Below are 23,536 nucleotides of genomic sequence, written 5' to 3' on the forward strand. Positions count from 1 at the left end.
TATGGTCAATACCCTCGAGCTGGTCCTCGCCCTCCTTGCCGGTGCGGTGCTGGTGGTCGGAATCTTCCGGTCCCTCAACCTGCCGCCGGTCCTCGGTTATCTGATGGTCGGGGCGGCGGTCGGGCCCCACGCGATGAATCTGGTGGCCGACACCGACGGGGCCCGCTACCTGGCGGAGTTCGGGGTGGTGTTCCTGATGTTCACGATCGGGCTGGAGTTTTCCTTGCCGCGGCTCTTCAGCATGAAGCGCATCGTGTTCGGGCTGGGGGCCTTCCAGGTGCTGGCCTCGATAGGGCTGGTGATGGGGGTCGGGGCGGTGGCCGGGCTCGGCTGGGGGGCGGCCTTCGCCCTGGGCGGGACGCTGGCGATGTCGTCCACGGCGATCCTCTCCAAGCTGCTGTCGGACCGCGTCGAGCTCGATTCCAAGCACGGCCGCGAGACCATCGGCGTGCTGCTGTTCCAGGATCTCGCGGTGGTGCCGCTGCTGATCCTGATCCCGGCGCTCTCCAAGCCGGCCGACGTGCTGTTCGAGACCCTGGCGCTGGCCACCGTGAAGGCCGTGGTGGTGCTGGGGCTGGTGCTGTTCTTCGGGCAGCGCCTGATGCGCGCCTGGTTCTTTCGGGTGGCGCGCCAGAAGTCGGCCGAGCTGTTCATGCTCAACGTGCTGTTCATCACCCTGGGTCTCGCCTGGCTGACCGAGCTGGCGGGCCTGTCGCTGGCGCTGGGGGCTTTCCTGGCCGGCATGCTGATTTCCGAGACCGAGTACCGCTATCACGTGGAGGAGGACATCAAGCCCTTCCGCGACGTGCTGCTGGGCCTGTTCTTCGTGACGGTGGGGATGTTCCTCGACGTGGGGCGGATCCTCCTCAGCCTGCCGGCGGTGCTGGCGATGCTGGCGGCGCTGCTGGTGGGCAAGTTCGTGATCGCCGGGGCGGCGTCGCGGGTGTTCGGCAGCGCCCAGGGCACGGCGGCGCGTACCGGGTTGTGGCTGTGCGCGGGGGGCGAGTTCGGCTTCGTGCTGCTGTCCCAGGTCGATCAGGCCCGGCTGCTGTCGCCGGCCCTGTCGCAGGTGGTGGTTGCCGCGCTGGTGCTGTCGATGCTGCTGGCGCCGCTGATCGTCCAGGCGAGCGAGAAGATCGTGCTGCGCCTGGTGCCCTCCGAGTGGATGAGCCGTTCGCTGCAACTCACCAGCATCGCCACCCAGTCGATGTTCGTCGACAAGCACGCGATCCTGTGCGGCTTCGGCCGTAACGGCCAGTACCTCGGCCGCCTGCTCGAGCAGGAGGGGATCACCTACATCGCCCTCGACCTCGACCCGGAGCGGGTGCGCGAGGCCGCCGCCGCCGGCGAGACGGTGGTGTTCGGCGATGCGGCCAAGCGCGAGACGCTGATCGCCGCCGGCATCGCCCGCGCCTCGGTGGTGGTGATCACCTATGCCGACACCGATGCCGCGCTGCGGGCGATGAGCCAGGTGCGGGCGATCCGCCCGACCGTGCCGGTGGTGGTCCGCACCGCCGACGAGGTGGACCTGGACAAGCTCCGTGAGGCCGGGGCCGCCGAGGTGGTGCCGGAGGCGGTGGAGTCGTCGCTGATGCTGGCCTCCCATGCGCTGGCGCTGGTGGGCGTGCCGCTGCCGCGCATCCTCAAGCGCATCCGGGAGATCCGCGCCGAGCGTTACCACCTGCTGCGCGGCTTCTACCGGGGCGGCGAGGTCAGCCACGGCGAGACCCTGGAGGAGCGTCAGCAGATCCGTCTGCACTCGGTGGCGCTCGACGCCGGCGCCTACGCCATCGGCAAGACCCTCGCCGACCTGCGCCTCCAGGAGCTGGGCGTCGAGGTGAGCGCCCTGCGCCGGCAGCGCGTCCGCATCGTCGAGCCCGCCGTCGACACCCGGCTGGACCTGGAGGACGTGCTGGTGATGCTGGGCACGCCCTCGCAGCTGGCCAACGCCGAGACGCGCCTCTTCAAGGGGCTCTGAGGCCCTCGCGCCGCTGCCGTCCTGGGCGGGGGCGTCTCACGTTTCCCCCGGGCCTTGGGGTGCTCGGTCTTGCCTGCCTTGCCGTGGGGCCGTGGTGGTGAACCGCCGGCCCGCTGCGGGTTCTGCCGGGCCTGCCTGGGCGGTGGCGGGCGTTCCTTCTTTCTCAATACGCTGCGCAGACCGTATACAGCCCGCCGTCGTTCAGCTCGGCCGGGGTGATCGCGGTGCCGCTGCTGGCGCCGCTGGCCAGCAGGCGGACGGTTCCGCTGGCCGGCAGGCCGTCGTCCATGGCGATGTCGATCTGGCGCGCGAAGCTGCCCGGGAGGTTGTCCTGGCAGATGAAGAAGGTGCCGCCCCAGCCCGCGACGGGCGGCGCGCCGGTGACGCCGATGCGCCCGCCGGCGGCGTTGCGCGGCAGCCAGTCGGTGAGCACGATGCCTTCGGCGGCGGGGCTGCGCCCGTCCCCGGTGGCCAGGTTGGCGAGGCGGACGTGTTGCCAGAGGAGCACCGTCTCGTCGGTGGGGGTGACGGAGTTCCAGGCGCCGTCGATGCGCCCGTTGCCGGTGGTGCCGCCGGTGCTGGCCCGCACCGCCCCGGCCAGCCGGTTGGCGACGCCGGGGTCGTCGCCGGGCATCGCGCGGAAGCGGTCCTGGTAGCCGAAGACGTGGGTGGAGGTGTTGCGGAAGTCGTTGATGACGCTCTTCACCTTGGCGCTGTTGATCAGCTCCTGCCCCTTCAGCACGCCACCGAGCAGGAGCCCGATGATGACCATCACCACGGCGATCTCGACCAGCGTGAAGCCTTGTTGCCTGTTGTTCATGGCATCTCCCTCGAAGCAAGCCGGCACCCGGCAGGGGTGCCGACGCCTCCGAATATATGCCAGGAGGGATGTTTGATGCAAATGGGTTTTGGCTGGGGCGATCCTCAGGCGTTGCGGCCGGGGCGGGGCCTGGCGAGGATGCGCGGGCCGCGCAGGCGGTACACCGGCACATAGCCCTTGCCCTTCAGCAGGAGCAGGATCGGCCTGGCGAACACGAACGCGTCGCCGAGGCGCTCGAAGGTCCGGCCGTCGCACTGGATCACGCCGGGGTCGCCTTCGGTGCACAGGCGATGGGCGAGATTGACGGTGTCGCCCCACAGGTCGTAGATGAAGCGCCCGCGCCCGACGACGCCAGCCACCACCGGCCCGGTGGCGATGCCGATGCGCAGCTGCAGGGCGAGCCCGTCGGTGAAGCTGTGGTCGCGCAGGGCGGCCTGCATGTCGAGGGCCAGGGCGGCCATCGCGGCGTGGGCCTGCCGGGGGTGGGCGTGCAGCCCGCCCGCCACCATGTAGCCGTCACCGATGGTCTTGATGCGTTCGAGGCCGTGGGTTTCGCATAGCTCGTCGAAGCGGCAGAAGATGCGGTTGAGCATCTCGAACACCGCCACCGGCGCCATGCCGCTGGCGATGCGGGTGTAGTCGACGATGTCGGCGAACATCACCACCGCCTCCGGGTGGCCGTCGGCGAGGGTGCCCGCGTTGTCCTTCAGGCGGGCGGCGATCGGCGCCGGCAGGATGTTGAGCAGCAGCCGCTCGGAGCGTTCCTTCTCGAGGCGCAGCTGGTGATGGGCGTCCGCCAGCTTCTCGCGGGTCTTGCTGCGCCGGCCCTGGGCGTGGCGCAGCTGCAGGTACAGCACCGAGGAGACGAGGGCGATGTGGAGGGCGGGGAAGGCCGCCGGTTCGCCCTCGGGCCGGGGCTGCCCTGCCGTCAGCGCGGTGGCCAGCAGGAAGCCGGCAAACCACCCCGTCGACCCGGCCGCGCGCTCGCTCAGCAGCGCGGTGGCCGGCGCCAGCAGGCCCCACAGGGCGAGGCCCGAGGTGCCGGGGAGGGGGGCCGCGTCGTGCAGGGCGACGGCGGGAAAGGCCAGCAGCAGGGCGAGCTGGATGAACCGGTAGGGGGCAAACCCGCGGTGGCCGGCAAAAAGCAGCAGGTTGGCGAGGCTCAGCCCCGCCACCGCCAGCGTCGTGAGCACCGGAAAGCCCGGCGTCACGGCCCGGCACACGGCCAGCCACAGCAGCACCGCCAGCACGAAGAGCAGGTTGCCGAGGTTGAGCAGCACCTTGCTCAGGCGCAGCTCCTCCGGGTCCTGCGCCGCCACCCCCGCGTGGAGGAGTCGTTTCAGTGCGGCGGGGGCGGTGCTGGGGGAGGCCTCGGTGGCCGGCATGCGGGTTCCTGGCGGGCTGGGGACGGGAAGTGTCACGCTGCCGGGAAAGCCGGGTCAATACCGCCGATCCGTCACTTGGGGGAAATGTGTGTCGCCGGGCGAGGCTCAGGGAAGGCGGCCGGCGCTGATCAGGCGATGGGCGATGAGGTTGGGCGAGAGCCAGCTCACCCGGTCGTCGAAGGCGCCGCCGGGCGCCGCGGGGTTCTCGGACGGTGGCCGGGCGTAGAACAGCCGGCCGTCGGGGCTGGCGTTGCGGGCTTCGTCGCTGCCGGCGGCGGGCGGGGCGAGGGCGTTGCCGTCCTGGTCGGTGGCGCCGAGCCCGTTGGCGCCATGGGAGAGGATGACCACCGGGGTGCGTCCGCCGTCGGTGGTGAGGAAGAGCTCGGTGCCGTCGAGGTTGCGGGTCTTGATGTCGATGTCGCCATCGGCCAGGTTGGCCTTCTCGCCGGCCACGGTGTGGCGGATGTCCCACACGTACTCCCGGCCGACCGCGTAGCGCAGGCGCCGCGACCAGCCATCCACGCCGGGGATGCCGAGGGTGGCCCAGGGCAGCAGGCCGACGTTCTTGCGGCAGCTGCGGGCGTCCTGGCGGTCTTCGCTGCCGTCGGTGGCGCTCCTGGCGGGGCAGGGGAAGTAGCCCTTGCGCACCACGTGGCCGAGCAGGGCGTCGCGGGCTTCGTCGAGGGCGGCGTCGGTGGCCGCCTCGGCGCGGCGGGCCAGGTGGGCCGACAGCCCGGCGGTGAGGCTGCCGGCCAGCAGGGTGAGGATCAGCAGCACGATGGCCATCTCGACCAGGGTGAAGCCGGCGGGGCGGCGTGAAGGGCGTGGCATGGGAGAGGGGCGGGGGTCAGGGGATGCAGAGGGCGACGTCGGTGGAGGCCGCGGCGTCGGCGCTGCCGAAGGGGAGCTCGATGCGCTCGGCCAGCCCGGCCAGGCGGCCGGCGCTGAGCGCGGCGAGGGTGGGGGCTTCGAGGTAGTGGGGGGTGACCTGCCGATCGGCCGGGGTGAGGCGGGGCTGGCTGCCGCCGGCGGACTCTCCGCCGAAGATCAGCGCCCCGCGGCAGCGCCCGGCGGTGCCGACGAGGCAGTCGCTGCCGTCCCGGCAGCGGGCGTAGCGCATCGTTTCGGCCCAGTTGGCGGTGGCGTCGCGCAGATCGGCGTTGCGGCACGGGCCGCCGAGCTGTTCGAGCGGCGGCAGGCGGCCCAGCACGACGGGGCCGAGGGGTTCCGGGGCCACCACCGCCGGCAGCGGGCTCCGGCCCAGGCAGGCGGCGATGGCCTGGAGCAGGCCCTGCAGGTACGGGCCGTAGCTGCTGCGGCGCTTGAGCTGACGGTAGATGTCGCCGGTGGTGATGGTGGCGATGCGGTCGTTGCCGCCGGGCTCGGGGCGCACGTCGATGACGTCGCTGCCCCCGGTGGCGCCGAGGGCCTCGACGTAGTGCCGGATATGGCGGGCCTCCGGGTCCCCGCCACAGCGGGCGGGGCCGGCGCTGCGCTCCTGGCCGGGCAGCGCCGGCCCGGCGGCGATCACGACCGCGGCGGCGAGGCCGGCCGGATCGCCCGGCAGGGGGACGACGGTGCCGGTGGCGTCGTGGAGGCGGAAGCGGCCGCTGCTGTCCCAGTTGAGAATGTCGGGCTTCGGGTTGTTCTTGATGCCGCCGCCGACGGCATACCACAGGCACTCGCCGGCGCCGTCGCGCAGGTCGGGCAGGTTGAGCGTGAGATAGGGCAGGCGGCCGACGCTGGCCTGGTCCTTGGCGCCGCAGGTCTCCGACGAGCCGTCGCCATCGAGATCGGGGCAGGGCAGGTAGCCGAAGTCGGCGGTGGGGTGTTCCCGGTTGCGATAGGTGACGGCAAAGCCGATGAGGGCTTCGCGGGCCACGGCCAGGGCCTGGGCGGTCTGCATGTCCTGGCGCAGCTGGCGGGTGGCGGCGCTGGTCTGTTGCGACAGCAGCCAGCCGGCGGCGCCGAGGGCGGCGAGCACGAGCAGCGCTGGCAGGACCATGCCCCGCTCGCGGAGCCGGCGGCGGCCCGGGCCCATCAGGGGGTGGGCGCGTCGGGCGGGGCGCCGACGCGCAGTCGGTGGCGGCGCCCGTCCGGGCCGGGGACCTCGGCCGAGGCCTCATCGAGGCGGATCTGCTGCGGAATGGCCGGACGGGCCCGACCGTCGACGAAGAGCGTGGGTGTGCCGCTGCGTGGGCTCACGATGCCGTCCAGCCGTGGCGGAGGCGCCGCCGTGGCGTGGGTTGCGGGCGGGTGGTCAATCGCGGCGCGTTCGGCGGGGGTGAAGAACAGGCGCCCGAGGGCCTCGGCCCGACAGGGCTGCAGGGGGGCGGACAGCAGCAGGAGCGCGATGGAGAGGCGGAGCGCAGGCGCGGCCAGGTGTTCGGGCGTCGAATACGTTTGCATGACGCCAACAATTTAGCATGCTTCCGCCCGGGGGCGGCAGGCTCTGCGCCGGGGCGAGTTCAGGGGGCGGCGATGACCCGGTTCTTGCCCGAGCGCTTGGCGAGGTACATGGCCTTGTCGGCGCGGTCGATGGCGTCCACCGGCTGCTCCTCGGCGCGTAGCTCGGCGACGCCGGCGCTGAAGGTGATCAGCAGTTTCTGCTGCCGGGCCAGGAAGAAGCGCTTGGTGAGGGCGCGCTGCAGGCGCACGAGGGCGGCGGTGGCGCTGTCGAGGTCGGTGTCGGGGAGCAGCACGACGAACTCCTCGCCGCCGTAGCGGCCCACCGAGTCCTGCGGCCGGACGTTTTCGCGGATCACGTTGGTGAGGTGCTGCAGGGCCTCGTCGCCAGTCTGGTGGCCGTGGGTGTCGTTGATCTGCTTGAAGTTGTCCACGTCGAGCAGGCCCAGGCACAGGGGCGTGCCGCGCCGCTGGGCGAAGGCGGCCTCCCGGCTGAGGGCTTCGTCGAGCCCCTTGCGGTTGAGCACGCCGGTGAGGGGGTCGTGGCGGATCAGCGCGCTGGTCTGTTCGAGCTCGGCCTGCAGGCGGGCGATCTCGGCGTTGGCCTGGTTGGCCTGCTCGCGCAGGTCTTCGATCTCGCCGCGGGAGCGCTGGGTGGATTCCTGCACGGCGCGGGTGTCGCGCAGCACGTCGGCGATGACGTCGGTGAGCTCGGAGATGTCGCGGGCGCTGGCGATGCGTCCGGCGGATTCTTCGATCCGGGTCTGGTAGTCGCCGGTCGAGTCGGCAAACCTGCCCAGCCGGTCGACGAAGGTGCTGAGCATCTCCTTGAGGCGGTTCTGCGCTTCGTCGAGTTCGTGCTTGAGGGTGCTCTGGCGGGTGATCACGTCGCGCAGGCGGATCTCGAGTTCGCCGAGGGTCCGCACGTCGAGCGGGTGGGCGAACATCTCGCCGAGCAGCGCCATCTGGCCGTGCAGCCAGTGGTCTTCGACGACGAGTTCGCTGATGTTCTCGAGGATCAGCTGGAGCACGCGCTGGAGGGCTTCACGCACGGCCTGCTGGTCTTCGGCCGCCCAGTCGAGCTTGCTGCGCAGCTTCTTGAGGCGCTCGATGAACTCGGCCGGGGCGAGGGGCGGCGCGCTGCCGCGCACTGCGTCGGCCAGCGTGTGGGCCTCTTCGGCGATGCCGGGGGCCAGGCCGCTGGCATGGCTGGCGATGCCGTCGAGCAGCAGCGCCAGCAGTTCGGCAAGCGGCGGATTGCCGGCGGGAATGTCGGGGGCGGACGTTGGCGGCGGCGCGGCGTCGGCGGGGAGCGTCGCCACTTCGATGCCGACGTTCTCCTCGTCGCTGCTGTGCGACCAGCTGCGCAGCATGCCGCGCAGGCGTTCGGCGAGGGTGTCGGGGTTGACGTTCGAGGTGCCCAGCACGCGCTCGAGCATCTCGCGCTTGCGGGCCTGGGTGAGGCCGGCCTGGCGCCGGTCCCATTCGGTGATCAGGTCGCGCAGCAGGGCGCCCAGGTTGAGCGTCGGGCCCTTGCTTTCCGACAGGGCTCCGACCAGCACGCCGCGCAGCGCCACCCAGTCGGCGGCGGCGATGGCCGCCTCCACGCCCTGGGCGACACGCAGGGCCTCGCGGTTGTGTCGCGGCAGGGCCGCCGCGAGCTGGCGCAGGGGCCGCTCGGGAAAGACCTCGTCGAGCGGCGTGCCGGCGATCTCGTGGTAGAGGGCGCGGTAGTTGTCGGGGGTGGGGACGATACGCCTCAGGGCCAGCTGGCGCAGGGTTTCGCGTGCGATGTCCGAGGGTGGGGGCGTATCGCTCATGGTGGGCTGGTGCTGGATCGGGGCTCGTGTCGGGTGCATTCGGACATTCCGCTGCAGTATCGGGCGAACGGGCCCCGGGAGTTGCGCTGGAATCGTCCGGAATAACGGCGCGCCATCGGCGGGCTTGAGGGCGTGCGCGGTGCTTTGTTGGAATATTGGGGGCTTATTCGGCGAGGCCGTGCTTGAGGCCGTAGTGGGTGAGCTCGGCGTTGTTGCGCAGGTTCATCTTCTCGAGCAGGCGGGCACGGTAGACGCTCACCGTCTTGACGCTGAGGTTGAGCGCCTCGGCGATCTCGGCGGGGGTCTTGCCGGAGGCGATCATGCACAGGGTCTGGTATTCGCGGTCGGAGAGCTTCTCGTGGGGAGGGCGCTCGCTGTCGTCGCCGATGGCGTTGGCGAGCTCCTCGGCGAGGGAGGGGCTGACGTATTTCTTGCCGCTGGCCACCTGGCGGATCGCGGTGACGAGGAGTTCGGGGGCGCTCTGCTTGGTGAGGTAGCCCGCCGCGCCGGCCTTGAGGGCCCGGATGGCGTATTGCTCCTCGGGGTACATGCTGAGGATCAGCACGGGCAGGCGGGGGAATTCCTTCTTGATCAGCTTGAGGGCGTCGATGCCGTTGCGGTCGGGCATCGAGACGTCCATCAGCACGACGTCCCAGTCGCCCGCACGGACCATCTGCACGGCCTGGACGCCGTTCTCGGCTTCGCCGGCCACGGTGAGGTCGGGCGTGTCGGAGAGGATCTGGCGCAGGCCCTGTCGCACGATCGCATGATCGTCGGCAATCAGGACCCGGATGGGCTTCTTCATGTTTGCTGACTCCGGTGAGTGTTCGGATGTTCGTCTGCCATGGCGGGCAGAAGGGGTGCGCGCAGCGTGAGGCGCGTGCCCTGGGGGGTAACCGGGTTCAGGTCGAGGCGGCCGCCGAGGCTGGCCAGCCGTTCGCGGATGCCGCGCAGGCCGAAGGAGCGGGGCTTGCGCAGATCGGCGGGGGCGAGGCCGCAGCCGTTGTCGGAAATCTCGAGGACAACCTCGTCGCCTTCCTGCATCAGGCGGACGTCGACCGCCGTCGCGCGCGCGTGCTTGCTGACGTTGGTGAGCGCCTCCTGGAAGACCCGGAACAGGGCCAGCGACGTGTCATAGTCGGGGTTGAGATCGTGATCTGTACACCGGATGTTACAGCTTATGCCGGTGCGCTGGGCGAAGTCTTCGCCGTGGGATTCGATCGCCGCGGCGAGGCCGAAGTCTTTCAGGATGCCGGGGCGCAGTTCCCGGGTCACGCGGCCGACGGTGGCGATGGCGTCGTCCACCATGCGCCCCACGTTGCGGGCCCGCTCCCGGGCCCGGGCCGGGTCGGACTCGAGCTTTGCCTCGAGCAGCGACATCTCGAACTTCATTGCCACGAGGGTTCCTCCGAGCACGTCGTGGACGTCGCGGGCGATGCGCTCGCGTTCGTCTTCCTTGATCCGCTGCAGGTGGTTGGAGAGGGCCGCCAGCTGGCTGCGGGATTCCCGCAGGTCGGCCTCCACGCGCTTGCTGTGGGTGATGTTCCACATCACCCCCTCCCACACCACCGCGCCGGCTTCGGAGAGCCGGGGCGAGCTGCGCAGGTTGATCCATTTGAGTTCGCCGCTGGCGAGCCGGATGCGCCCCTCCCAGTTGAGGGTGGACAGGTTCTCGGAGGAGATCCGCGCGGCCTCGGTGAAGCCCGGCACGTCCTCGTCGAGCAGCCAGCTCATCCAGCCGGCGGTGCCGCCGATCAGCTCGTCGGCCGGCGTCCCGAAGAGCATCGCCGCCGCCTCGCTGAGGTACTGGAAGCCGAGCATCCCCTCGGGGGTGTAGCTCATCTGGAAGACCACCCCGGGGATGTTGTCGGTGAGGGCCCGCAGGCGCGCCTCGCTCTGGCGCAGGGTCTGTTCGGCGAGCCGCTTCTCGCGGCGGTTGCTGGCCTCGCGCAGTTCCCGTTCGACGGCCGGGATCAGGCGTTCGAGCTTGTTCTTGCTGAGGTAGTCGTGGGCGCCGGCGCGCATCGCGGCGATCGCCTCGTCCTCCTGCATCACCCCGGAGACGATGATGAAGGGGAGGTCTAGGGCCAGCTCCTGGATCAGGCGCAGCGCCGCCTGGGCGCTGAAGCCCGGCAGGTTGTGGTCGCACAGGATCAGATCCCAGTGCTCGGCGCACAGGGCCTCCTTCATCTCCGCTTCCGACATCACCTGCCGGTAGGTCGGCGCGTAACCCGCATCGCGGAAGCGGCGGAGGAGCAGGATCACGTCATCCTCGGCATCCTCGATGAACAGGAGGCGGATCGGCGGTTTGGCGGCGGGTGGTTTCGGGGCAGCGGGCATTCAAACTCCCGGGCTACGTTATTCGGGCGGTTCTGTTTATAATCGCGGGCTTGCTGAGGGGCGCTCTGTCCGCAAGAATAGAGCAGCCTTCAGGCTCCCGTCCATGCCGCAAGGTGCCCGAAGGGCTTCAAGGGGCGGAGCCCATGTCTGCCGGTGTAGCTCAGTTGGTAGAGCAGCGCACTTGTAATGCGAAGGTCGAGGGTTCGATTCCTTTCACCGGCACCAATAAAATCAAGCGTTTAGGCCGATCTTAGAAGGTCGGCCTTTTCGCTTTCGGTGGTGATGTAAGCACTTTGTAACTGCTGGACGAACATCGTTCGGCACACTTCAGAAGCACGTAGCCTTGGACGGAATCATCGGGATCACCATCATCGGCGCTTGCGTCTGTGCGGCGCTCCTTGCGTTCGCCTTGTTCATCCGGGATGTCAAGCACAGCCAGCGGGCCGCCGAGAAGCGGCGCCGGCTCGCGTCGCGGTTGATCGGGAAGTAGGTCACTGTCCGCCCGTCTGCTCTATCAAAGGTGTGAATCCAGCTCACACCCTGGTGGTGCACTTCGAGGCCCGGGCCGCGGTGCGCTGGCAGCTCTCCGAAATCGGAGATCAGGTGTTGGGCGACGTAGGTGCCGTTGTTCTTCCCGTCATTGACGATGTTGAAGGGGGTGCAGGAATTCCTATAAGCCCCTGCACAGCCCGCACGTAGTCGCCCCGTGCCTCAGCCCGGTCCGCTGCTTCGAGATCTCGCCGTGGATCAGCGCTGGCAGGGCATGCGACAGGGCCTCGGCGACTTCCTTGTGCACGATGGCCTTGATGATGCCGCCTACCTGCTTGGCGACGGCGGGGGGTAGGCTTTCGAGGGTCGCGCCGGCCGGCGTAGCCGCCGGTCTTGCGGATGGTCGGCAGCACGTCGTGAGTCACCCAGCGCTTAAAGCGCTTGGCGGTGTCCTTCGTGCTGCCGAGGATCAGTGCGTAGAGGCCTGACTCGTTGACGTGGTTGGCGCGCTGGGTCCGGCCGAGACTGTCGATGGTGTCCAATTTCTGGACGTCATCGGCATCGACGTGCGACTCAAGTGCCTGACGTGGGTTTCCGAAGTCAAGCGCAGCGCACACGTCGCTGGCGTTGAACCACGGCTGCCCGAGTTCATCGACCTGGACGCGCACGGCGTGCGCCTCGAACCTGAAAGGAATGATAGCGGCTCCCATCACGCCGCCCTCGCCGCTTCGATCTGCGCCCGCACGTCGGTGATCAGCGCCTTCAGGTCATCCGGTCAGGGGTCGGAATTGAGTTCCGCTCCTTCGGCGCCGTGGCCTTGAGCACGGCCGGCGGCCTCACCTGGGCAGCGGCCAGGACCAAGAAAAGTGCGCTTGATCTATGGCGTCACGTGCAGTTGGCATGAGAAGCTATGGATTGCGACTTTCCCCTTGCGTATCAGAGGTTCCGAAATGAAGAAGATTGCGGTCCCGGTCATCGCTGCGCTGGTGCTAGCAGGATGCTTATCGGAAGAGAAGAAGATCACCGAGATCAACTGTGGTGATGAAATGACTAAGTCTACCCTTCGTGACTTGGTGCAAGAGAGCCTGGAAGATCAGGTCAAGAAGGAGCTCCAGAGCGGAGTCAACGGCCAGCCGCTGTCATGGGATGCGGCTAAGTTCAGGGCCTTGGTCAGCCTTCTGAACATCGATTTTGTGCATGTACGCACAACGAAGAAGGACCCGAACAGCACGAAGCGCTTTTGTGAGGCGGAGATGAAGGTCATCATCCCCGTGGACGTGGCGGAAGCTGCTGACAAAGTGCGAAAGTCGTTAGGCTATCCGAACATCGTGACCTATGCAGCTGCGCTGGATGTGAAGTACGAAGCTGGGGCAGCCTTCGGTGACATCGAATATTCAGCTCAGCCAACAGACGACGGTAACACCGTTTATGTTTCAACTGCCAAGAAAAACAAGTCCGTGGATCTGGTGACCGAGGTGATTGCCGCAAACTTGGTGAAGCCACTGATTGAGGCGGCAGAAGCGAAGAAAGTAAAGGAGCAAGCGGACGAACAGGCGCGCCTCGCAAAGATCGCACAGGAGCGGCAAGAGCTTGAGAAAGAACAGGACCGTCTCCGCCTTGAAAAGGCGCAGTCCGGCATCAAGGAAGCAAACGACCAGATCAACGTTGTCTGGAATGGAGCGACTTCCGACTTCAGAAAAACAGCGCTACCGGAACAGCGGATCTGGTTGAAGGAGAGAGACTTGGAATGCCGGGAAAAGGCGAACGCAGTCGGCGAGGGTGCCAGCGAAACCGACCGAGAAGTCGTCAGACTGAACTGTGAAACAGAGATGACCGTAGCTCGAACCAGCCTCCTGAAAGCAAAGGTCGCCTCTCATGGTGCGTCTGTCTCCACCAAGACCGATCAGCAATAGAATGTAAGGCGGTCAGGCCGCTCAGAATCCCGCTCCAACATGGCATGAGATCCCCGCCGTGTGCGAGGGGCGGTAGGGGTGTAAGTTGGGCTTACACCGCTTGTCGCGGTGCCCGCGCCGGCCTGGTAGTGAAGGGTGTCGTCATTGCCGACACCCTTGATGCGGTGCACTCCGGCGCCGGCCTGGTGGTGGTGCACTCCCACTTCCGCGGCCCCCCGGCTTTCCCGGGCAGGGTGTCCACCAGATGGACACCCTGCGCCGGCAGATGGGGTAACGGCTCGTGAGGCCATCTGCCGGCCTCCAGGCGGCTCCGCGCCGGGGCGGCGGGGGGTGGTGTGCCCTCGCTCACCCGACAAAGGCGCGTGGCGGGCCGTCTCGTGCGCCGGCAGGGGTAGGCACGAAGCGCCTACGCCCGGTCAGCAGTCCGGGCGGTGCCCTCCAAGGGCTGGAGGCCATCGGCCCGGCTCCAGACGTGAAAAACCCGCCACGCGGGCGGGTCGGGGTGGTCGGGCGGAGGGAGGTCAGGCCCTCACGCGCTCGATCAGGCTTTCGGTTTCACGGGCCATGTCGTAAAGGGCGTGGAACGTGGGCCACAGGTTCGCCCCGGTGAGCGTGACGCCCTGGTTCTCGACTGCGATTGCCGCCAGAGCCGACACGCCCATGATCTTGCCGATGGTGTCCTTCATGTAGATGTCGGCCTCGTTGATCGCGGCTTGCAGCTTCTGAGCCCGGGGATCTGCATCCGGGGTCGGTTTGAATCTGAGGTCCGGGTAATCCTCGCAGCCCACGGTTTCGGCGATCTGCTGCACCTTGAGGCCCACGGTGCTGGCGGCTTTGTTGATCGCCAGGAACATCTGGGACAGCTCGGAGCGCTGCATGTCCTCGTACTCCTTCATACCGATGCCGGCGAGCTTCATCAGCTCGGCCAGGCCCACAAAGGCGGCCTCTTTTTGAGCCTTGAAGGCCGTGCGCAGGGCTTCGCGGTCGGTGGTCAGGGCGGTGGTGGTGTTGGTTTCGATGGTGTTCATGGTGGCGCTCCTAGATTTGAGATTTTTCCCGCTGCCCAGCCGCCAAGCTGGGTGAGCGGAACCGTGCAGGTTGGCGGACCGGAATCTAGGAACCGGCAGGGCCGAAGCCCTCCCGCACGGCCCGCCCAAAGGGGGCGATACCATGCTGCGGACGAAAAAAAAACCGCGCTGCGGCGGTTGTCCGCCTAGATTATTCCGGGCCGCCAAGCCCGCGTTGCCGTTGTTTGCGACAGCGTTTATAGGATGCTCTTGGCGTTGGCGCGCCGTCAAGCTTTTTTTGCTGTCGCGGTTGGCGTTTTGATGATGGGATAGGGACGGGAAGATTGTTAGGTGAAAATCGGCCCGCTTTAACCTTTCCGGCAGGCCGTCCAGCTCAAGCCGGGTAGGCGGCCGCTGAAGGCCCCGCAATCCCTACCAGGCCCCGCCAGACATCCCGCCGGTCACGACATGGGCAATGCCCCTGTCTGAAACGTCCCGGCCCGCATCTTCACGCTGTACCACGACCACGGCCGGCTTTGCGCTGGCGTTGCTGCCCAGCGGAACCGACACCCGCTGCGCATCAGGGATAGAAGGCACAGAGGGCATGCTGCCTGCCGGCGGGGTGGGCATGTTGACGCTCACAGGTGATCGCACCGTCACCGCCCTCGCCTCTTCCGCGTAGCGCGCGCCGGCCGACATCTTCTTGCCCATGGCGGAGTAGGCGTCGCCGACAGAGATCGACCCGTCACCGTAGAGCGAGCGGTTGTTCGCGATCACGCTTTCCACGCGCTTCCGGCCCTTCTCGGTCGTCACGCCGCGCATCAGCGCGTCACGCACCGACATTCCTGGGTTGGCCGATAGCGACTTGAGGAACTTCGCCCCATCGCCTTCTCCCAGGTTGTGCAGGGCATAGACGTTCGCCGCATCGTTCTTGCCGCCCAGCGCCCGGCCACGCTCCGCATTCTCGCGGGTGAGCTCTGCCAGCATCGCCGCCTGGAGCTCCACGTCGCTGCGCAGCTTCGCGGCCTGGTCCGCCGTCAGCTTCGACGCATTGGCCACGCCATGCTTGCCGCCGTGCTTGCGCAGAGTCTCGAGCCAGGTGGCGTCGGTGAATTGCCCGAGGCCATGGGCGGAGCTCATCCCCATGCGCCCGTCGAACAGCCTCACGTTGTTCTTCGCCGGGTTCTTGTGGATCGGCGCCGCGTCCGGGTTGAATCCGCTCTCGAAGTGGGCGATCTGAGCGACCAAGCCCGGGTCAGTGCCGGCCCGCTGCGCTGCCCTACCGATGAAGCCCTTGACGGAATCCCACCCGGCACCGACCTTTCCTGCGACTACCTTCGCCCCTGACCGGGCCGTATCGGCTGCACGCTCAAGCATGCCCTTCTTCGCCTCGGCCTCCTGCTTCGCCAGCTCCTCCTGACTGAAGCGGTAAAACTCATCGTTCCACTGCTTCGAGCCCTGTGCCGCGCCGCTTGGCGACACGAAGCGCCTCTTCAGCGCCTCCTCTTTCGCGTACTCGCCGTCACGGCCCTCGAGAACCCGGGCTCGCTCTTCTGCCGCCCGCTTGTCGGTATCGACTCCCACCGCCTTCAAGGCTTCCTTGGTGGGCTCCGCGACGCCCTTCTTGATCGCTTCAGCGCCTTCCTTCGCCTTCTCGCCGTCGCTGACAAAGCCCTCGATCTTGAGGAAGGCCGCCAGCGCCGCGGCCGTGGCCGCCAGGCCTCCCAGCACCGGAAGCAGCATCGGGATGAAGCGCCCCAGGAGCGCAAACACGCCTCCCTGCTCCACGACAACCGGCTCGCTGCTCTTGTCTTCGATGCCCTTCAAGCGCTTCAGGATCTTCTTGAACCAGCCATCCTGCCGGCGAGCGTCCTTGTCGCCACGCAGCGCCCCGTAGGCGCGGCTGATGGGGTCGGCGATCTCCTGCATTGCCCTGACCGTGGGGTCGGCCTCGCCGACGTTCTCGAGGCCGCCAACGGCCTGAGACAGGCGGTCGACCACGGAATGCAGCCGGCCATCAACGCCGCCACCGTCACCAGCGCTGCCGCGCCCGCCTACCCCGACCGATGAGGCCCCGGAAACGAATCGCCCCTTGGCATCCCGGGCGCCGGCCATCACAGGCGCCTGCGTGGTCTTCCGGGGGCGCCTGGAGACGATCTTGGATGCCACAGCGCCGGCAGGCACCGCTGCCGGCATGGCCCGTCTTGCCGCCGACGAACGGCTGCCGGTGTCGCCCTTGATGCCGCCCCGCGGCACGGCCGCCACCTGTGCCCCAGGAGCACGACGCCCACGGCCCGCCATCCCGGACACCGTACCGGCTCGCCGCACAGCCTCAACCGGGGAGCCCTCTACGGCAGCACGAATCGCCCGCACGTCGCCGCGGATGTCAAACAGCAGATTGTCGGTGCGTGTCCGCTTGACGCCTTCGACGGGCACCCCGCCGGTGATGAATCCGTCCTTGTCGCTGGTCAGCATGTCGGCTGAACCGCGTTCGGCCGGGCGGCCTCGAGGATGGCGCGGGCCGCCTGGATGCGATCAGCCGCCGGTGCACTCGGGTCGGTGGCGATTTCGGCCAGCGCCTCGACGGCGGCGGATGCCTTGCGGGCGGCAGCGGCCCGCACGCCCTCGCTTCCGGGCGGGCGCCCGCCGCGGTCCTTTGTGGTGGTGCTCTGCGTGGTGCTCATGAGGGTTTCTCCGAACTGGTGGTGCACTCGGGCGAGGGCCGGCCTGCACCCTCGCCCGGGGGTGGAATCAGGGGATCAGCCAGGGCCGTTCCTTGATCGGATTAGGCGCCTCGACCTTGCCCGGCGCTGGCGTTGCCACGAATCCGGCCGGAAGGTCGGCAAGGACGCCCGTGCGAAGGTACTTGGTGAGCTTCGCGACCTCGGCTTGCTTCGTAGCGATGTCCTGCCGGAGCTGGGCCGCCTTGGCGGTCTGGCGGTAGTGCTCAGCCCAGTCAAGGTTCTTCTCGTGGGCCTCGATCTCGGCGGTCAGCACCAGAACACGGCGCGCCGCGGCGTCGTGGCGGATGGGATCAGACGGCATGGCGGAAGCTCACAGTTTCGACGGGGGCGGGGATCTCGAAGCCCTCGGGAAGGTCGTTGGGGTTGTGGGTGGTGTGGAACCGCTTGAGGGCGTCAAGCTCGGCCCGCAGGGCGGCTTCTTCGGCGTCCAGGGCCTCGATGCCTGCTTCCGCCTGGTCGCGCTGCGGTTGAATCAGGCGCTCCACTTCATCGTTCCGCAGGCCGGCGGCGATGTACCGGGCATGGGCACTCTCGACGGCGGACTTCTTGAGGGCCACGCTATGCGGGATCTCGGCAAGGCGCTTGTCGATGGCGAGGCGGCGGACGGCGACCGCATACATGGTGGGGCGGAGGGCTTCCTCGGCGGCCGCGAACGACGCGGCAAGCTCGGTGCTCAGGTGGGCCAGCATGGCCAGCGGGGCGAGCACTTCGTCGCGGAGCTCGGCGAGGGCATCGGCGAAGATCTTCTCGTGCTCGACGCTGGCGTCAGCGGCCACGAAGCACAGGGCTTCGGGGGAGATCTTCGCGCAGGTAGCCTTGATTTCGGCCAGGACGGCCGTGGATGCGGCAAGGGTGGTGTCGTGGGTCCGCAGCTGCGCGGCGGTGGTGAGGGTGATGCTGCTAGGTGTGTTCATCTGGAGGGCCTCCAAGTTGTGGAGCCCCCATTTTCCCGGCGAGGTTTTGGGGTTTATGCGGGGTTTTCCGTGTGTGTCACCTCGACAACCAACGGGTAGCCTGCCGGGTCCGTCGCGCTGCCGGCCTGCCCCTGCCCGTCGTTCGGGGCGCCGGCTTTCGGCGCGTCGAAGAGCGGGATGGACGCCTTCAGGGTCAAATCGCCCACCAGAATGGTGATGTTCTTGTTGTCGGTCGGCACATTCGAGAAAGGCACGTCAGGCGACTCGACCTGAACCGGCCAGTCGTGCGACACGCCAGCGTAGGTGAAGCGTGCCGGGAAGCGCCGTCCGGCCATCGAATCCAGGTAAAGGGCGAGCTGCGCCGCGATGCTGCTAGCCGTGCCCGTGTCGTGGGCGAAGATGGCTACCTGGGTGCGGATGTCGGCCGCGATGATGCGCATCCCGAAAAGGCGCTCCTTGTCGTCTCCGGGGATCATCACCGGCACGCTGTCGGCGATCTGGCGGCCGTAGTCGCGCCCGGTGGGCATGTAGTCACGGGCCATCGCCACCAGGATGACGGGCATCTCCGGCGGCGTGGTCGTGGCGCTGTCCGTGTCGTTCTTCTGCCACGCGGCGAGCATGTCCTCGGCAGCGTCGACCATGCGCGACGGGGCCCACATGATCGCCTTCTTCAGCGGGCGATCAATCAGCAGCTGCACAGCGGGCGTCGTGGGCACCAGGCTTGAGAAGAACCCCGCCATGAACCCGCCAAACCCGGTCTTGATCGGTAGCAGCATCAGCTTTCCTCCTCGTGATCGTTCAGACCGCGCTCACGCAGGGCCTTGAGCTGCATTTCTCGGGACTTCTCCATTAGGGACACGTACCGCAAGGCAAGATCAGTTTCGATCGCCCCCGGGCCGGCGCTGGCGGGCGCATCGCGGAAGACGCCCAGGGCGCGGCCCAGCTTCTCGGTGGCCGCCTGCTGGTCATGGAGCTTGACCTCGACGCCCTCACGGCCTTCCTTGACACCGGCAAACAGGGCCTTGGCGGCTTCGGACAGGTCGCGGGTGTCGGCGATGAAGACACCCGGCACGCCATCGCCGAAGCACTCCGGGCACTCGGGATTCGGTCGCTTCCGCGCGTCGAACCAATCGCCCTCAACGGCAGGAAATGCCCCGATGTCCGCGCCGCCTTTGCTCAGGATGTCCGCCCGCTGCTGCTCATGTTCGATCATCGCCCGCTTGTATTCGGCCGGGGTGTATTGGTAGGCGAAGCCCTCGCCGTGGCAATGGCGGCAGGCGTCGCGACGGTGTTGGACGATCTCCCGGGCATCGGCTGTTGCGACGGTGGACCACAAGCGCGTCAGGCCGTCTGCATCGAGGTCGAGGCGCTCAAGGCGTGCCCGCTGCTGCTCTTCGATGGCCGCGGCAACGTGGTTTTTTTGGAGTAGCTGCGGCCCCTGCCACATGGCAGTTTTCGGGCTGTATCCGGCCCGCCGGGCGGCTTCGGTCGCGTTGAGGCAGGCGAGGTATTCCCTCACGAAGACCGCTTGCTTGTCGGTCAATCCGCGGGGCCTGGTGGGTTTCTTTCTGGTCATTTTTCGCGCTTACCTTTGTCGATCTTGGGGGCCGAAACTATCGCCGCTCAGGGTGAAGGCGTTGTAAAGCTTGGGGAATATGAGCGGTGAAACTATCGCGGGGCATGGCGACACCTTCACAGGGCCATGGTCTTGAAGCCGTCCCAAAGCTCCCGGTCGAGCGCCGTGAGGCTGCACAGGGTCATGGGAATCACCAGCTCGACGTGCCGGCCGTTGCGGTCCACCGGGGCATCCAGGGGCTTCCCGATGCTCTCGATTACCATCGGGGAGTAGGTTCGGCCCTTGTAGGTCATGCCGATGCGAACGGGCGCAGCGGAGGGGAACAGCGCCTCGACGAAGGACATCTCGCCACGGGCGGTCTTTGCGGCACGGGCCAGGACTGAGCCATCCTTGGATAGCGATGCCGGCAGGGCCCATTGAATGAGCTTCTCGACGGGCGTCTCGACCTCTCTTGCCGGATCATCCCAAGCGCGGAACAGGGCGTTGACCTGGATCTTGATGGGCGGCATCCCGGCGAAGACCTGGGTCGAGTTGAGGCGGGTTATCCCGGTGCGGCCCTCGAACTGCTGAAGGAAGTCGGCGCTCTTGCGCTGCGCGGCGCTGGCATCGGCCGCGTTGTTCGAGCCGCCTGCTGCGGCTTCAACGACGGGTTGCAGGGCTCCGCTACTGAGCATCGCCATCAAGGCCGGCGCCTTCGTCTCCGGGCCTGCGGCCTCGAAGGGGCTTTGCCAGTTGAGGGCCATTTCCATGCTTGCTTCGGTCAGCGGCGCGACAACGGTCGCCAGGTCGGACTCGGATCGCTTCCACGCGCCGTCCTTGTTCTCAACAACGAAAAATGAGGCCAGGAGGTGCGGCGATAGGCCGTCCCACTTCGAGCCCAGCACCTGCCCGGCCTGTGTGAGGTTCGGGATTTTCACGCCTCGCCTCCTTCGCTTTCGGTGTGGGCTGCGTTCCCAGCGGGGAGCATCTGCCGGCGGACGGCCTCCAGTGCTTCGAGGCAGGCCCACAGCGCGCTTTTTGCGGCCTCTTGGGGGGTAGGGTGCCCCTCGGCTCTTGCGCGGCCCTCTGCGGCCCTCTGCACGGCTTCGGGCGTCAGGCCGGCGGCGACGGCCTGGACGGCTTCGACGATGGCCACGGCCAGGCTGTGGGCGATGCCGTCGACGGCGGGGGTGGTGGTTTCAGGCATTTTGGGCTTCCTCGGCAAGTTCGGGCGGCAGCTGGGCTTGAAGGTGGCGTTGCGCCTTGAGGGCTTCGGCCGCGGCGGCCTGGAGACGGCGGGCGGCGGCCTGGAGGCGCGCACCGCCGGGCATGTCGTTGAAGTTTCGGTTTTTCTCTTCCAGCACCTTGATGGCCCCGAGGGTGTAGTCGGCGGCTTCGGCCAGGGCTGGGAGCACTTCCAGCGCCGCTGTTACACGCTGATTCACAGTGGCCAGCGCCTTGAAGTCTCGCGCCCGCTGCTGGTCCCACGTCTTTTGCATGTACGGTGTGATTCCCCGCCAGCACCCGGTTTGCCAGTCGTCGGACAGGGAATAGAGGTACTCGGTGGAAACGTCATACAACTTCGCCGCTGCGGGGATCAACCAGAAGGGCACGGATCGGGTGTCGGTAGCGTTTTCGACTTTCGAGAGCTTGCTAGGATTCGCATATCCAAGCTGCCGCGCCGATTCTGAAAGGCTCATGTTGCACAGCTCCCGTGATTCTTTGAGGCGGGCGCCGATGGTCTTGACCAATTCGGCTTGCTGGTGACGCAGGCCGTTCGTGGCGGGTTTTTTGCGTGAGGCGAGGGTCGTCATGGGGGGCTCCTTTTTCTGAAATGGTGCGGGGCCTGGTGAGGGCCGGTGGGCTCGATTTCCGGTGGGCGGGGTCACTCGGTCCAGAAGGATGGCCGGAGCATGTCGGCGGGCTGTTGATCGGCCCGCTCCGTGAATTGGAGGCTCTCTTGTTCAAACCAGAGGCCGACCTTCCCTTCAAATTCGCCGTTGCGCTGCTTCTCAATTAGCATCAGCGCGTCAGGGTTGTTCGGGTCGCTGGGCTCGCCGGCCTGAATGGCGTTCTCCTTGGCCTTGTTGCGCCACCAGATCACGACGTTGTCGACCTGGTCCGTAATGCTGCCCGACCCCTTCACGTCCATTTTTCCCGGCGCTTGCGTTTCGTCGCGGGCCTTGCGGCTGTGGGCGACCAAGTGCACGTGTATCCCGGTGTCACGGCCGATGGTGCAGAGAGCGTCGAGGAAGAGCTTTTGGGCCGTGTAGTCGTCTTCGGATAGGCCGCACTTCATAAGGCTGTCGAGAATGAAGTGCTTCACGCCCAGCTCTTGCGCGGCGTAGCGCATCACGGCCAGGATCTTCTCGGAGTGCACTTGGCCTTGTTGGTCATACGCCCACAGCCAGGAGGACCAAATCTCGTGGAGCTCAAGGACGGCGCCCCGGTCGGGCTGGCGGCAGCCCAGGGTTTGACGGGTCATTCGGGCCAGGGTGACAACCGGCCGCATCTCGAAGGAGGCGATGCAGACCGGTTCACGCTGACAGACGAACCCCGCGGCGGCCTGCCCAAGCGCCAGGCTCTTGCCGTGGCCGTTCATGCCGCTCCACAGCGTCACCTCGCCCGGGCGAAACCGAATGCGCTCCCAGGTTTTTCGCCAGGGAAGGCGCGCGCCGGTCATCTGGAGGCCGTTTTGGAGGTAGTCGGCGACCTCTTCGGCGAAGGCCCCGGCCGGGATTAGTTTGTGGCCGGCCTCGGTGGACTCCATGTAGAGCCCGAAATCGATGTCATCGCGGATGATGTTTGCGCTCATTCCTGGTGCTCCTTCTGTTCGCCGATACCAAGCCATTCGGCCTCCTGCCCGCGCTCCCAGCGCATCCCCAGGTTGTCCGGCAGCCAGTCGAGGACGAAGCATTCAATCGCGATGGCGTAGCCCTTCAGGCGGGACAGGAAGCGCAGCAAGGGTCGGTTGTAGGTCGGGGCCACCACGATCACGCGCAGGCCCACCAAGGGGCGAAGATCAAGCCGCTCGATGGCTGCGGCGGGCGGGATGCTGATTTCAACCGTGCTATCGGCCCACCTCTCCCACCGGGAAGGGGCGTAGTCGCCCAGCCACAGCCAAACTTCGCCGGCCGGGCGCTTGCCCGCAAGGCGCATGGCCGCCAGCGGCTTCATGTCGGGCAGGTCCATCAGATTGCCCCCCGAAACAGGTTCGAGGCGCTGGCGGCCGCTGCGGGCGCTGCGGCGGTGGTGCGCTCGGCTTCACGCCGGACCCAGTTGCGCCAGGTGGCCAGCCAATCCGCTTTCACGGCATCCCGGCCGGTCTTGGCGATCCAGTAGTCGCGGAACTTGTCGGCGGTCTTGCGCACCTGGTCGGCAGACCACCCGGGCACTTCGGACAGCGCCCACTCGCCCCAACTTTTTGGCAAGGTCCAATCGCCAGGCAGGCGTGAGCCCTTGGATTGCTGCTTGCGCCCTGCGTCGCCGGGGGCGGGCTTGCCCGCTGCTCTTGACGGGTGTTGACGGTTTAATGACGGTTCGTCTGACAATTTCGTCAGGGGGGTGGTGACAATTCCGTCAGGGGTTGAGGACGATTCCGTCAGGGTGACGAAACTGTCAGGGGTGACGAAACTGTCAGGGGTCGAAGGGGGGCAAATTCGGTACATATTCGCCCCGCGAGGCCCGGCGTTCACGTCGATTTGCAGTTCTCCGCTTTCCCGCAGCGCTGCAAGAACTCGATTTGCATTTCGCGGCGACATCCGGCACTTTTCCGCCAGGGTCGGGACCGCTGGGAAAGCCACACCTCGGTCGTCGGCGTAGTCCGCGAGGGCCAGGAGAACAAGCAGGTCGTTCCCAGCTTGCTTCGAGCTTGCCCAGACCGCTGAAATCACGCGGATGCTCATGGATTCACCCCCAGGCGGGTCAGGTCGATTTGAAACCACCGGGGCGTGATCTGCTCCATGAAACCACGTTTCACGAGCCGGCCGATCACCTTGACGGCCTCGGGTTGGGTTACGCGGATCTTCCCGGCAAGCTCAAGGGCGGTCACGAGGGCGCGGCCGTCGTCATCGGCCCAGTCGGCGATAGCGAGGGCGGCCAGCTTCTCGACGGCGGGGCCGTGGAAGGTGTCCCATACTCGGGCGTATTGAACTATGCTCATCGC

General features: G+C 67.5%; 27 protein-coding genes and 1 tRNA gene. 5 read left to right on the forward strand and 23 right to left on the reverse strand.

All coding sequences use genetic code 11. From position 1 onward, the window contains the following. The first annotated feature begins 1 nt into the window (after position 1). A complete protein-coding gene (locus tag ACE3OU_RS05575; RefSeq protein ID WP_374240553.1) occupies positions 2-1,978 on the forward strand; it encodes a cation:proton antiporter in 1,977 nt (658 codons plus the stop codon). Positions 1,979-2,141: 163 nt separating this feature from the next. On the opposite strand, the gene ACE3OU_RS05580 is transcribed toward ACE3OU_RS05575, so the two are convergent. From ACE3OU_RS05580 to ACE3OU_RS05615, 8 genes are all read right to left on the reverse strand, one after another. After that, positions 2,142-2,798: a prepilin-type N-terminal cleavage/methylation domain-containing protein gene (locus tag ACE3OU_RS05580; protein ID WP_374240554.1), complete on the reverse strand. Its 657-nt coding sequence runs from the start codon at positions 2,796-2,798 to the stop codon at positions 2,142-2,144. Between the two features lie 104 nt (positions 2,799-2,902). Continuing rightward, entirely contained in the window at positions 2,903-4,183 is a 1,281-nt protein-coding gene (locus ACE3OU_RS05585) for an adenylate/guanylate cyclase domain-containing protein (RefSeq protein WP_374240555.1), read from the reverse strand. A 105-nt stretch (positions 4,184-4,288) separates the two neighbouring features. Then, complete coding sequence (locus ACE3OU_RS05590; protein ID WP_374240556.1) at positions 4,289-5,014, reverse strand: type II secretion system protein; 726 nt, start codon at positions 5,012-5,014, stop codon at positions 4,289-4,291. A 16-nt stretch (positions 5,015-5,030) separates the two neighbouring features. Next, on the reverse strand, positions 5,031-6,188 hold the full coding sequence (locus tag ACE3OU_RS05595; RefSeq protein ID WP_374240557.1) for a hypothetical protein: 1,158 nt from the start codon (positions 6,186-6,188) through the stop codon (positions 5,031-5,033). Positions 6,189-6,223: 35 nt separating this feature from the next. Further along, on the reverse strand, positions 6,224-6,592 hold the full coding sequence (locus ACE3OU_RS05600; protein WP_374240558.1) for a hypothetical protein: 369 nt from the start codon (positions 6,590-6,592) through the stop codon (positions 6,224-6,226). Positions 6,593-6,651: 59 nt separating this feature from the next. Further along, positions 6,652-8,448 carry a diguanylate cyclase gene (locus ACE3OU_RS05605; RefSeq protein WP_374240559.1) on the reverse strand — a complete coding sequence of 599 codons (1,797 nt, stop codon included), beginning with the start codon at positions 8,446-8,448 and terminating at the stop codon, positions 6,652-6,654. A 124-nt stretch (positions 8,449-8,572) separates the two neighbouring features. After that, positions 8,573-9,214, reverse strand: a complete 642-nt coding sequence (locus ACE3OU_RS05610) for a response regulator (protein ID WP_374240560.1) — start codon at positions 9,212-9,214, stop codon at positions 8,573-8,575. Next, a complete protein-coding gene (locus tag ACE3OU_RS05615) occupies positions 9,211-10,749 on the reverse strand; it encodes a histidine kinase (RefSeq protein ID WP_374240561.1) in 1,539 nt (512 codons plus the stop codon). The genes ACE3OU_RS05610 and ACE3OU_RS05615 overlap by 4 nt, the downstream gene beginning before the upstream one ends. Before the next feature lie 149 nt (positions 10,750-10,898). On the opposite strand from ACE3OU_RS05615, the gene ACE3OU_RS05620 reads away from it, so the two are divergent. Next, a tRNA-Thr gene (locus ACE3OU_RS05620) sits at positions 10,899-10,974 on the forward strand. A 118-nt stretch (positions 10,975-11,092) separates the two neighbouring features. Continuing rightward, a complete protein-coding gene (locus ACE3OU_RS05625; RefSeq protein ID WP_374240562.1) occupies positions 11,093-11,239 on the forward strand; it encodes a hypothetical protein in 147 nt (48 codons plus the stop codon). A gap of 109 nt (positions 11,240-11,348) precedes the next feature. On the opposite strand, the gene ACE3OU_RS05630 is transcribed toward ACE3OU_RS05625, so the two are convergent. Then, positions 11,349-11,855, reverse strand: a complete 507-nt coding sequence (locus ACE3OU_RS05630) for a Bro-N domain-containing protein (RefSeq protein ID WP_374240656.1) — start codon at positions 11,853-11,855, stop codon at positions 11,349-11,351. Here ACE3OU_RS05630 and ACE3OU_RS05635 point away from each other — a divergent pair. Then, the gene (locus ACE3OU_RS05635; RefSeq protein ID WP_374240658.1) at positions 11,736-12,059 is read left to right on the forward strand and encodes a hypothetical protein; all 324 of its coding nucleotides are present in this window, start codon (positions 11,736-11,738) and stop codon (positions 12,057-12,059) included. The genes ACE3OU_RS05630 and ACE3OU_RS05635 overlap by 120 nt on opposite strands. 129 nt (positions 12,060-12,188) lie before the next feature. Next, positions 12,189-13,151 carry a hypothetical protein gene (locus tag ACE3OU_RS05640; protein WP_374240563.1) on the forward strand — a complete coding sequence of 321 codons (963 nt, stop codon included), beginning with the start codon at positions 12,189-12,191 and terminating at the stop codon, positions 13,149-13,151. Between the two features lie 521 nt (positions 13,152-13,672). Here ACE3OU_RS05640 and ACE3OU_RS05645 read toward each other — a convergent pair. From ACE3OU_RS05645 to ACE3OU_RS05710, 14 genes are all read right to left on the reverse strand, one after another. Then, positions 13,673-14,179, reverse strand: a complete 507-nt coding sequence (locus tag ACE3OU_RS05645; RefSeq protein ID WP_374240565.1) for a hypothetical protein — start codon at positions 14,177-14,179, stop codon at positions 13,673-13,675. Positions 14,180-14,590: 411 nt separating this feature from the next. Then, positions 14,591-16,633, reverse strand: a complete 2,043-nt coding sequence (locus ACE3OU_RS05650) for a hypothetical protein (RefSeq protein WP_374240566.1) — start codon at positions 16,631-16,633, stop codon at positions 14,591-14,593. After that, positions 16,627-16,842, reverse strand: a complete 216-nt coding sequence (locus ACE3OU_RS05655; RefSeq protein ID WP_374240567.1) for a hypothetical protein — start codon at positions 16,840-16,842, stop codon at positions 16,627-16,629. The genes ACE3OU_RS05650 and ACE3OU_RS05655 overlap by 7 nt, the downstream gene beginning before the upstream one ends. Positions 16,843-16,909: 67 nt before the next feature. Next, a complete protein-coding gene (locus ACE3OU_RS05660; protein WP_374240568.1) occupies positions 16,910-17,203 on the reverse strand; it encodes a hypothetical protein in 294 nt (97 codons plus the stop codon). Further along, positions 17,193-17,816: a hypothetical protein gene (locus tag ACE3OU_RS05665; protein WP_374240569.1), complete on the reverse strand. Its 624-nt coding sequence runs from the start codon at positions 17,814-17,816 to the stop codon at positions 17,193-17,195. Before ACE3OU_RS05665 ends, ACE3OU_RS05660 begins: the two co-directional genes overlap by 11 nt. 53 nt (positions 17,817-17,869) lie before the next feature. After that, positions 17,870-18,592, reverse strand: coding sequence for a hypothetical protein (locus ACE3OU_RS05670; protein WP_374240570.1), 723 nt, complete (start codon positions 18,590-18,592; stop codon positions 17,870-17,872). Beyond that, positions 18,592-19,359, reverse strand: a complete 768-nt coding sequence (locus ACE3OU_RS05675; protein ID WP_374240571.1) for a terminase small subunit — start codon at positions 19,357-19,359, stop codon at positions 18,592-18,594. The genes ACE3OU_RS05670 and ACE3OU_RS05675 overlap by 1 nt, the downstream gene beginning before the upstream one ends. Positions 19,360-19,508: 149 nt before the next feature. After that, positions 19,509-20,309: a hypothetical protein gene (locus ACE3OU_RS05680; protein WP_374240572.1), complete on the reverse strand. Its 801-nt coding sequence runs from the start codon at positions 20,307-20,309 to the stop codon at positions 19,509-19,511. Next, positions 20,306-20,578 (reverse strand): hypothetical protein, encoded by a 273-nt coding sequence (locus tag ACE3OU_RS05685; RefSeq protein WP_374240573.1) that lies wholly within the window; start codon positions 20,576-20,578, stop codon positions 20,306-20,308. Before ACE3OU_RS05685 ends, ACE3OU_RS05680 begins: the two co-directional genes overlap by 4 nt. Then, the gene (locus ACE3OU_RS05690) at positions 20,571-21,185 is read right to left on the reverse strand and encodes a helix-turn-helix transcriptional regulator (RefSeq protein ID WP_374240574.1); all 615 of its coding nucleotides are present in this window, start codon (positions 21,183-21,185) and stop codon (positions 20,571-20,573) included. Before ACE3OU_RS05690 ends, ACE3OU_RS05685 begins: the two co-directional genes overlap by 8 nt. A 71-nt stretch (positions 21,186-21,256) precedes the next feature. Next, positions 21,257-22,186 carry an AAA family ATPase gene (locus tag ACE3OU_RS05695; protein ID WP_374240575.1) on the reverse strand — a complete coding sequence of 310 codons (930 nt, stop codon included), beginning with the start codon at positions 22,184-22,186 and terminating at the stop codon, positions 21,257-21,259. Further along, complete coding sequence (locus tag ACE3OU_RS05700) at positions 22,183-22,563, reverse strand: hypothetical protein (RefSeq protein WP_374240576.1); 381 nt, start codon at positions 22,561-22,563, stop codon at positions 22,183-22,185. Before ACE3OU_RS05700 ends, ACE3OU_RS05695 begins: the two co-directional genes overlap by 4 nt. Further along, positions 22,563-23,276: a helix-turn-helix domain-containing protein gene (locus tag ACE3OU_RS05705; protein WP_374240577.1), complete on the reverse strand. Its 714-nt coding sequence runs from the start codon at positions 23,274-23,276 to the stop codon at positions 22,563-22,565. Before ACE3OU_RS05705 ends, ACE3OU_RS05700 begins: the two co-directional genes overlap by 1 nt. After that, a complete protein-coding gene (locus ACE3OU_RS05710) occupies positions 23,273-23,533 on the reverse strand; it encodes a hypothetical protein (RefSeq protein ID WP_374240578.1) in 261 nt (86 codons plus the stop codon). The genes ACE3OU_RS05705 and ACE3OU_RS05710 overlap by 4 nt, the downstream gene beginning before the upstream one ends. Positions 23,534-23,536 lie beyond the last annotated feature (3 nt).

It is taken from the genome of Zoogloea sp. (assembly GCF_041908905.1).
GTDB lineage: Bacteria > Pseudomonadota > Gammaproteobacteria > Burkholderiales > Rhodocyclaceae > Zoogloea.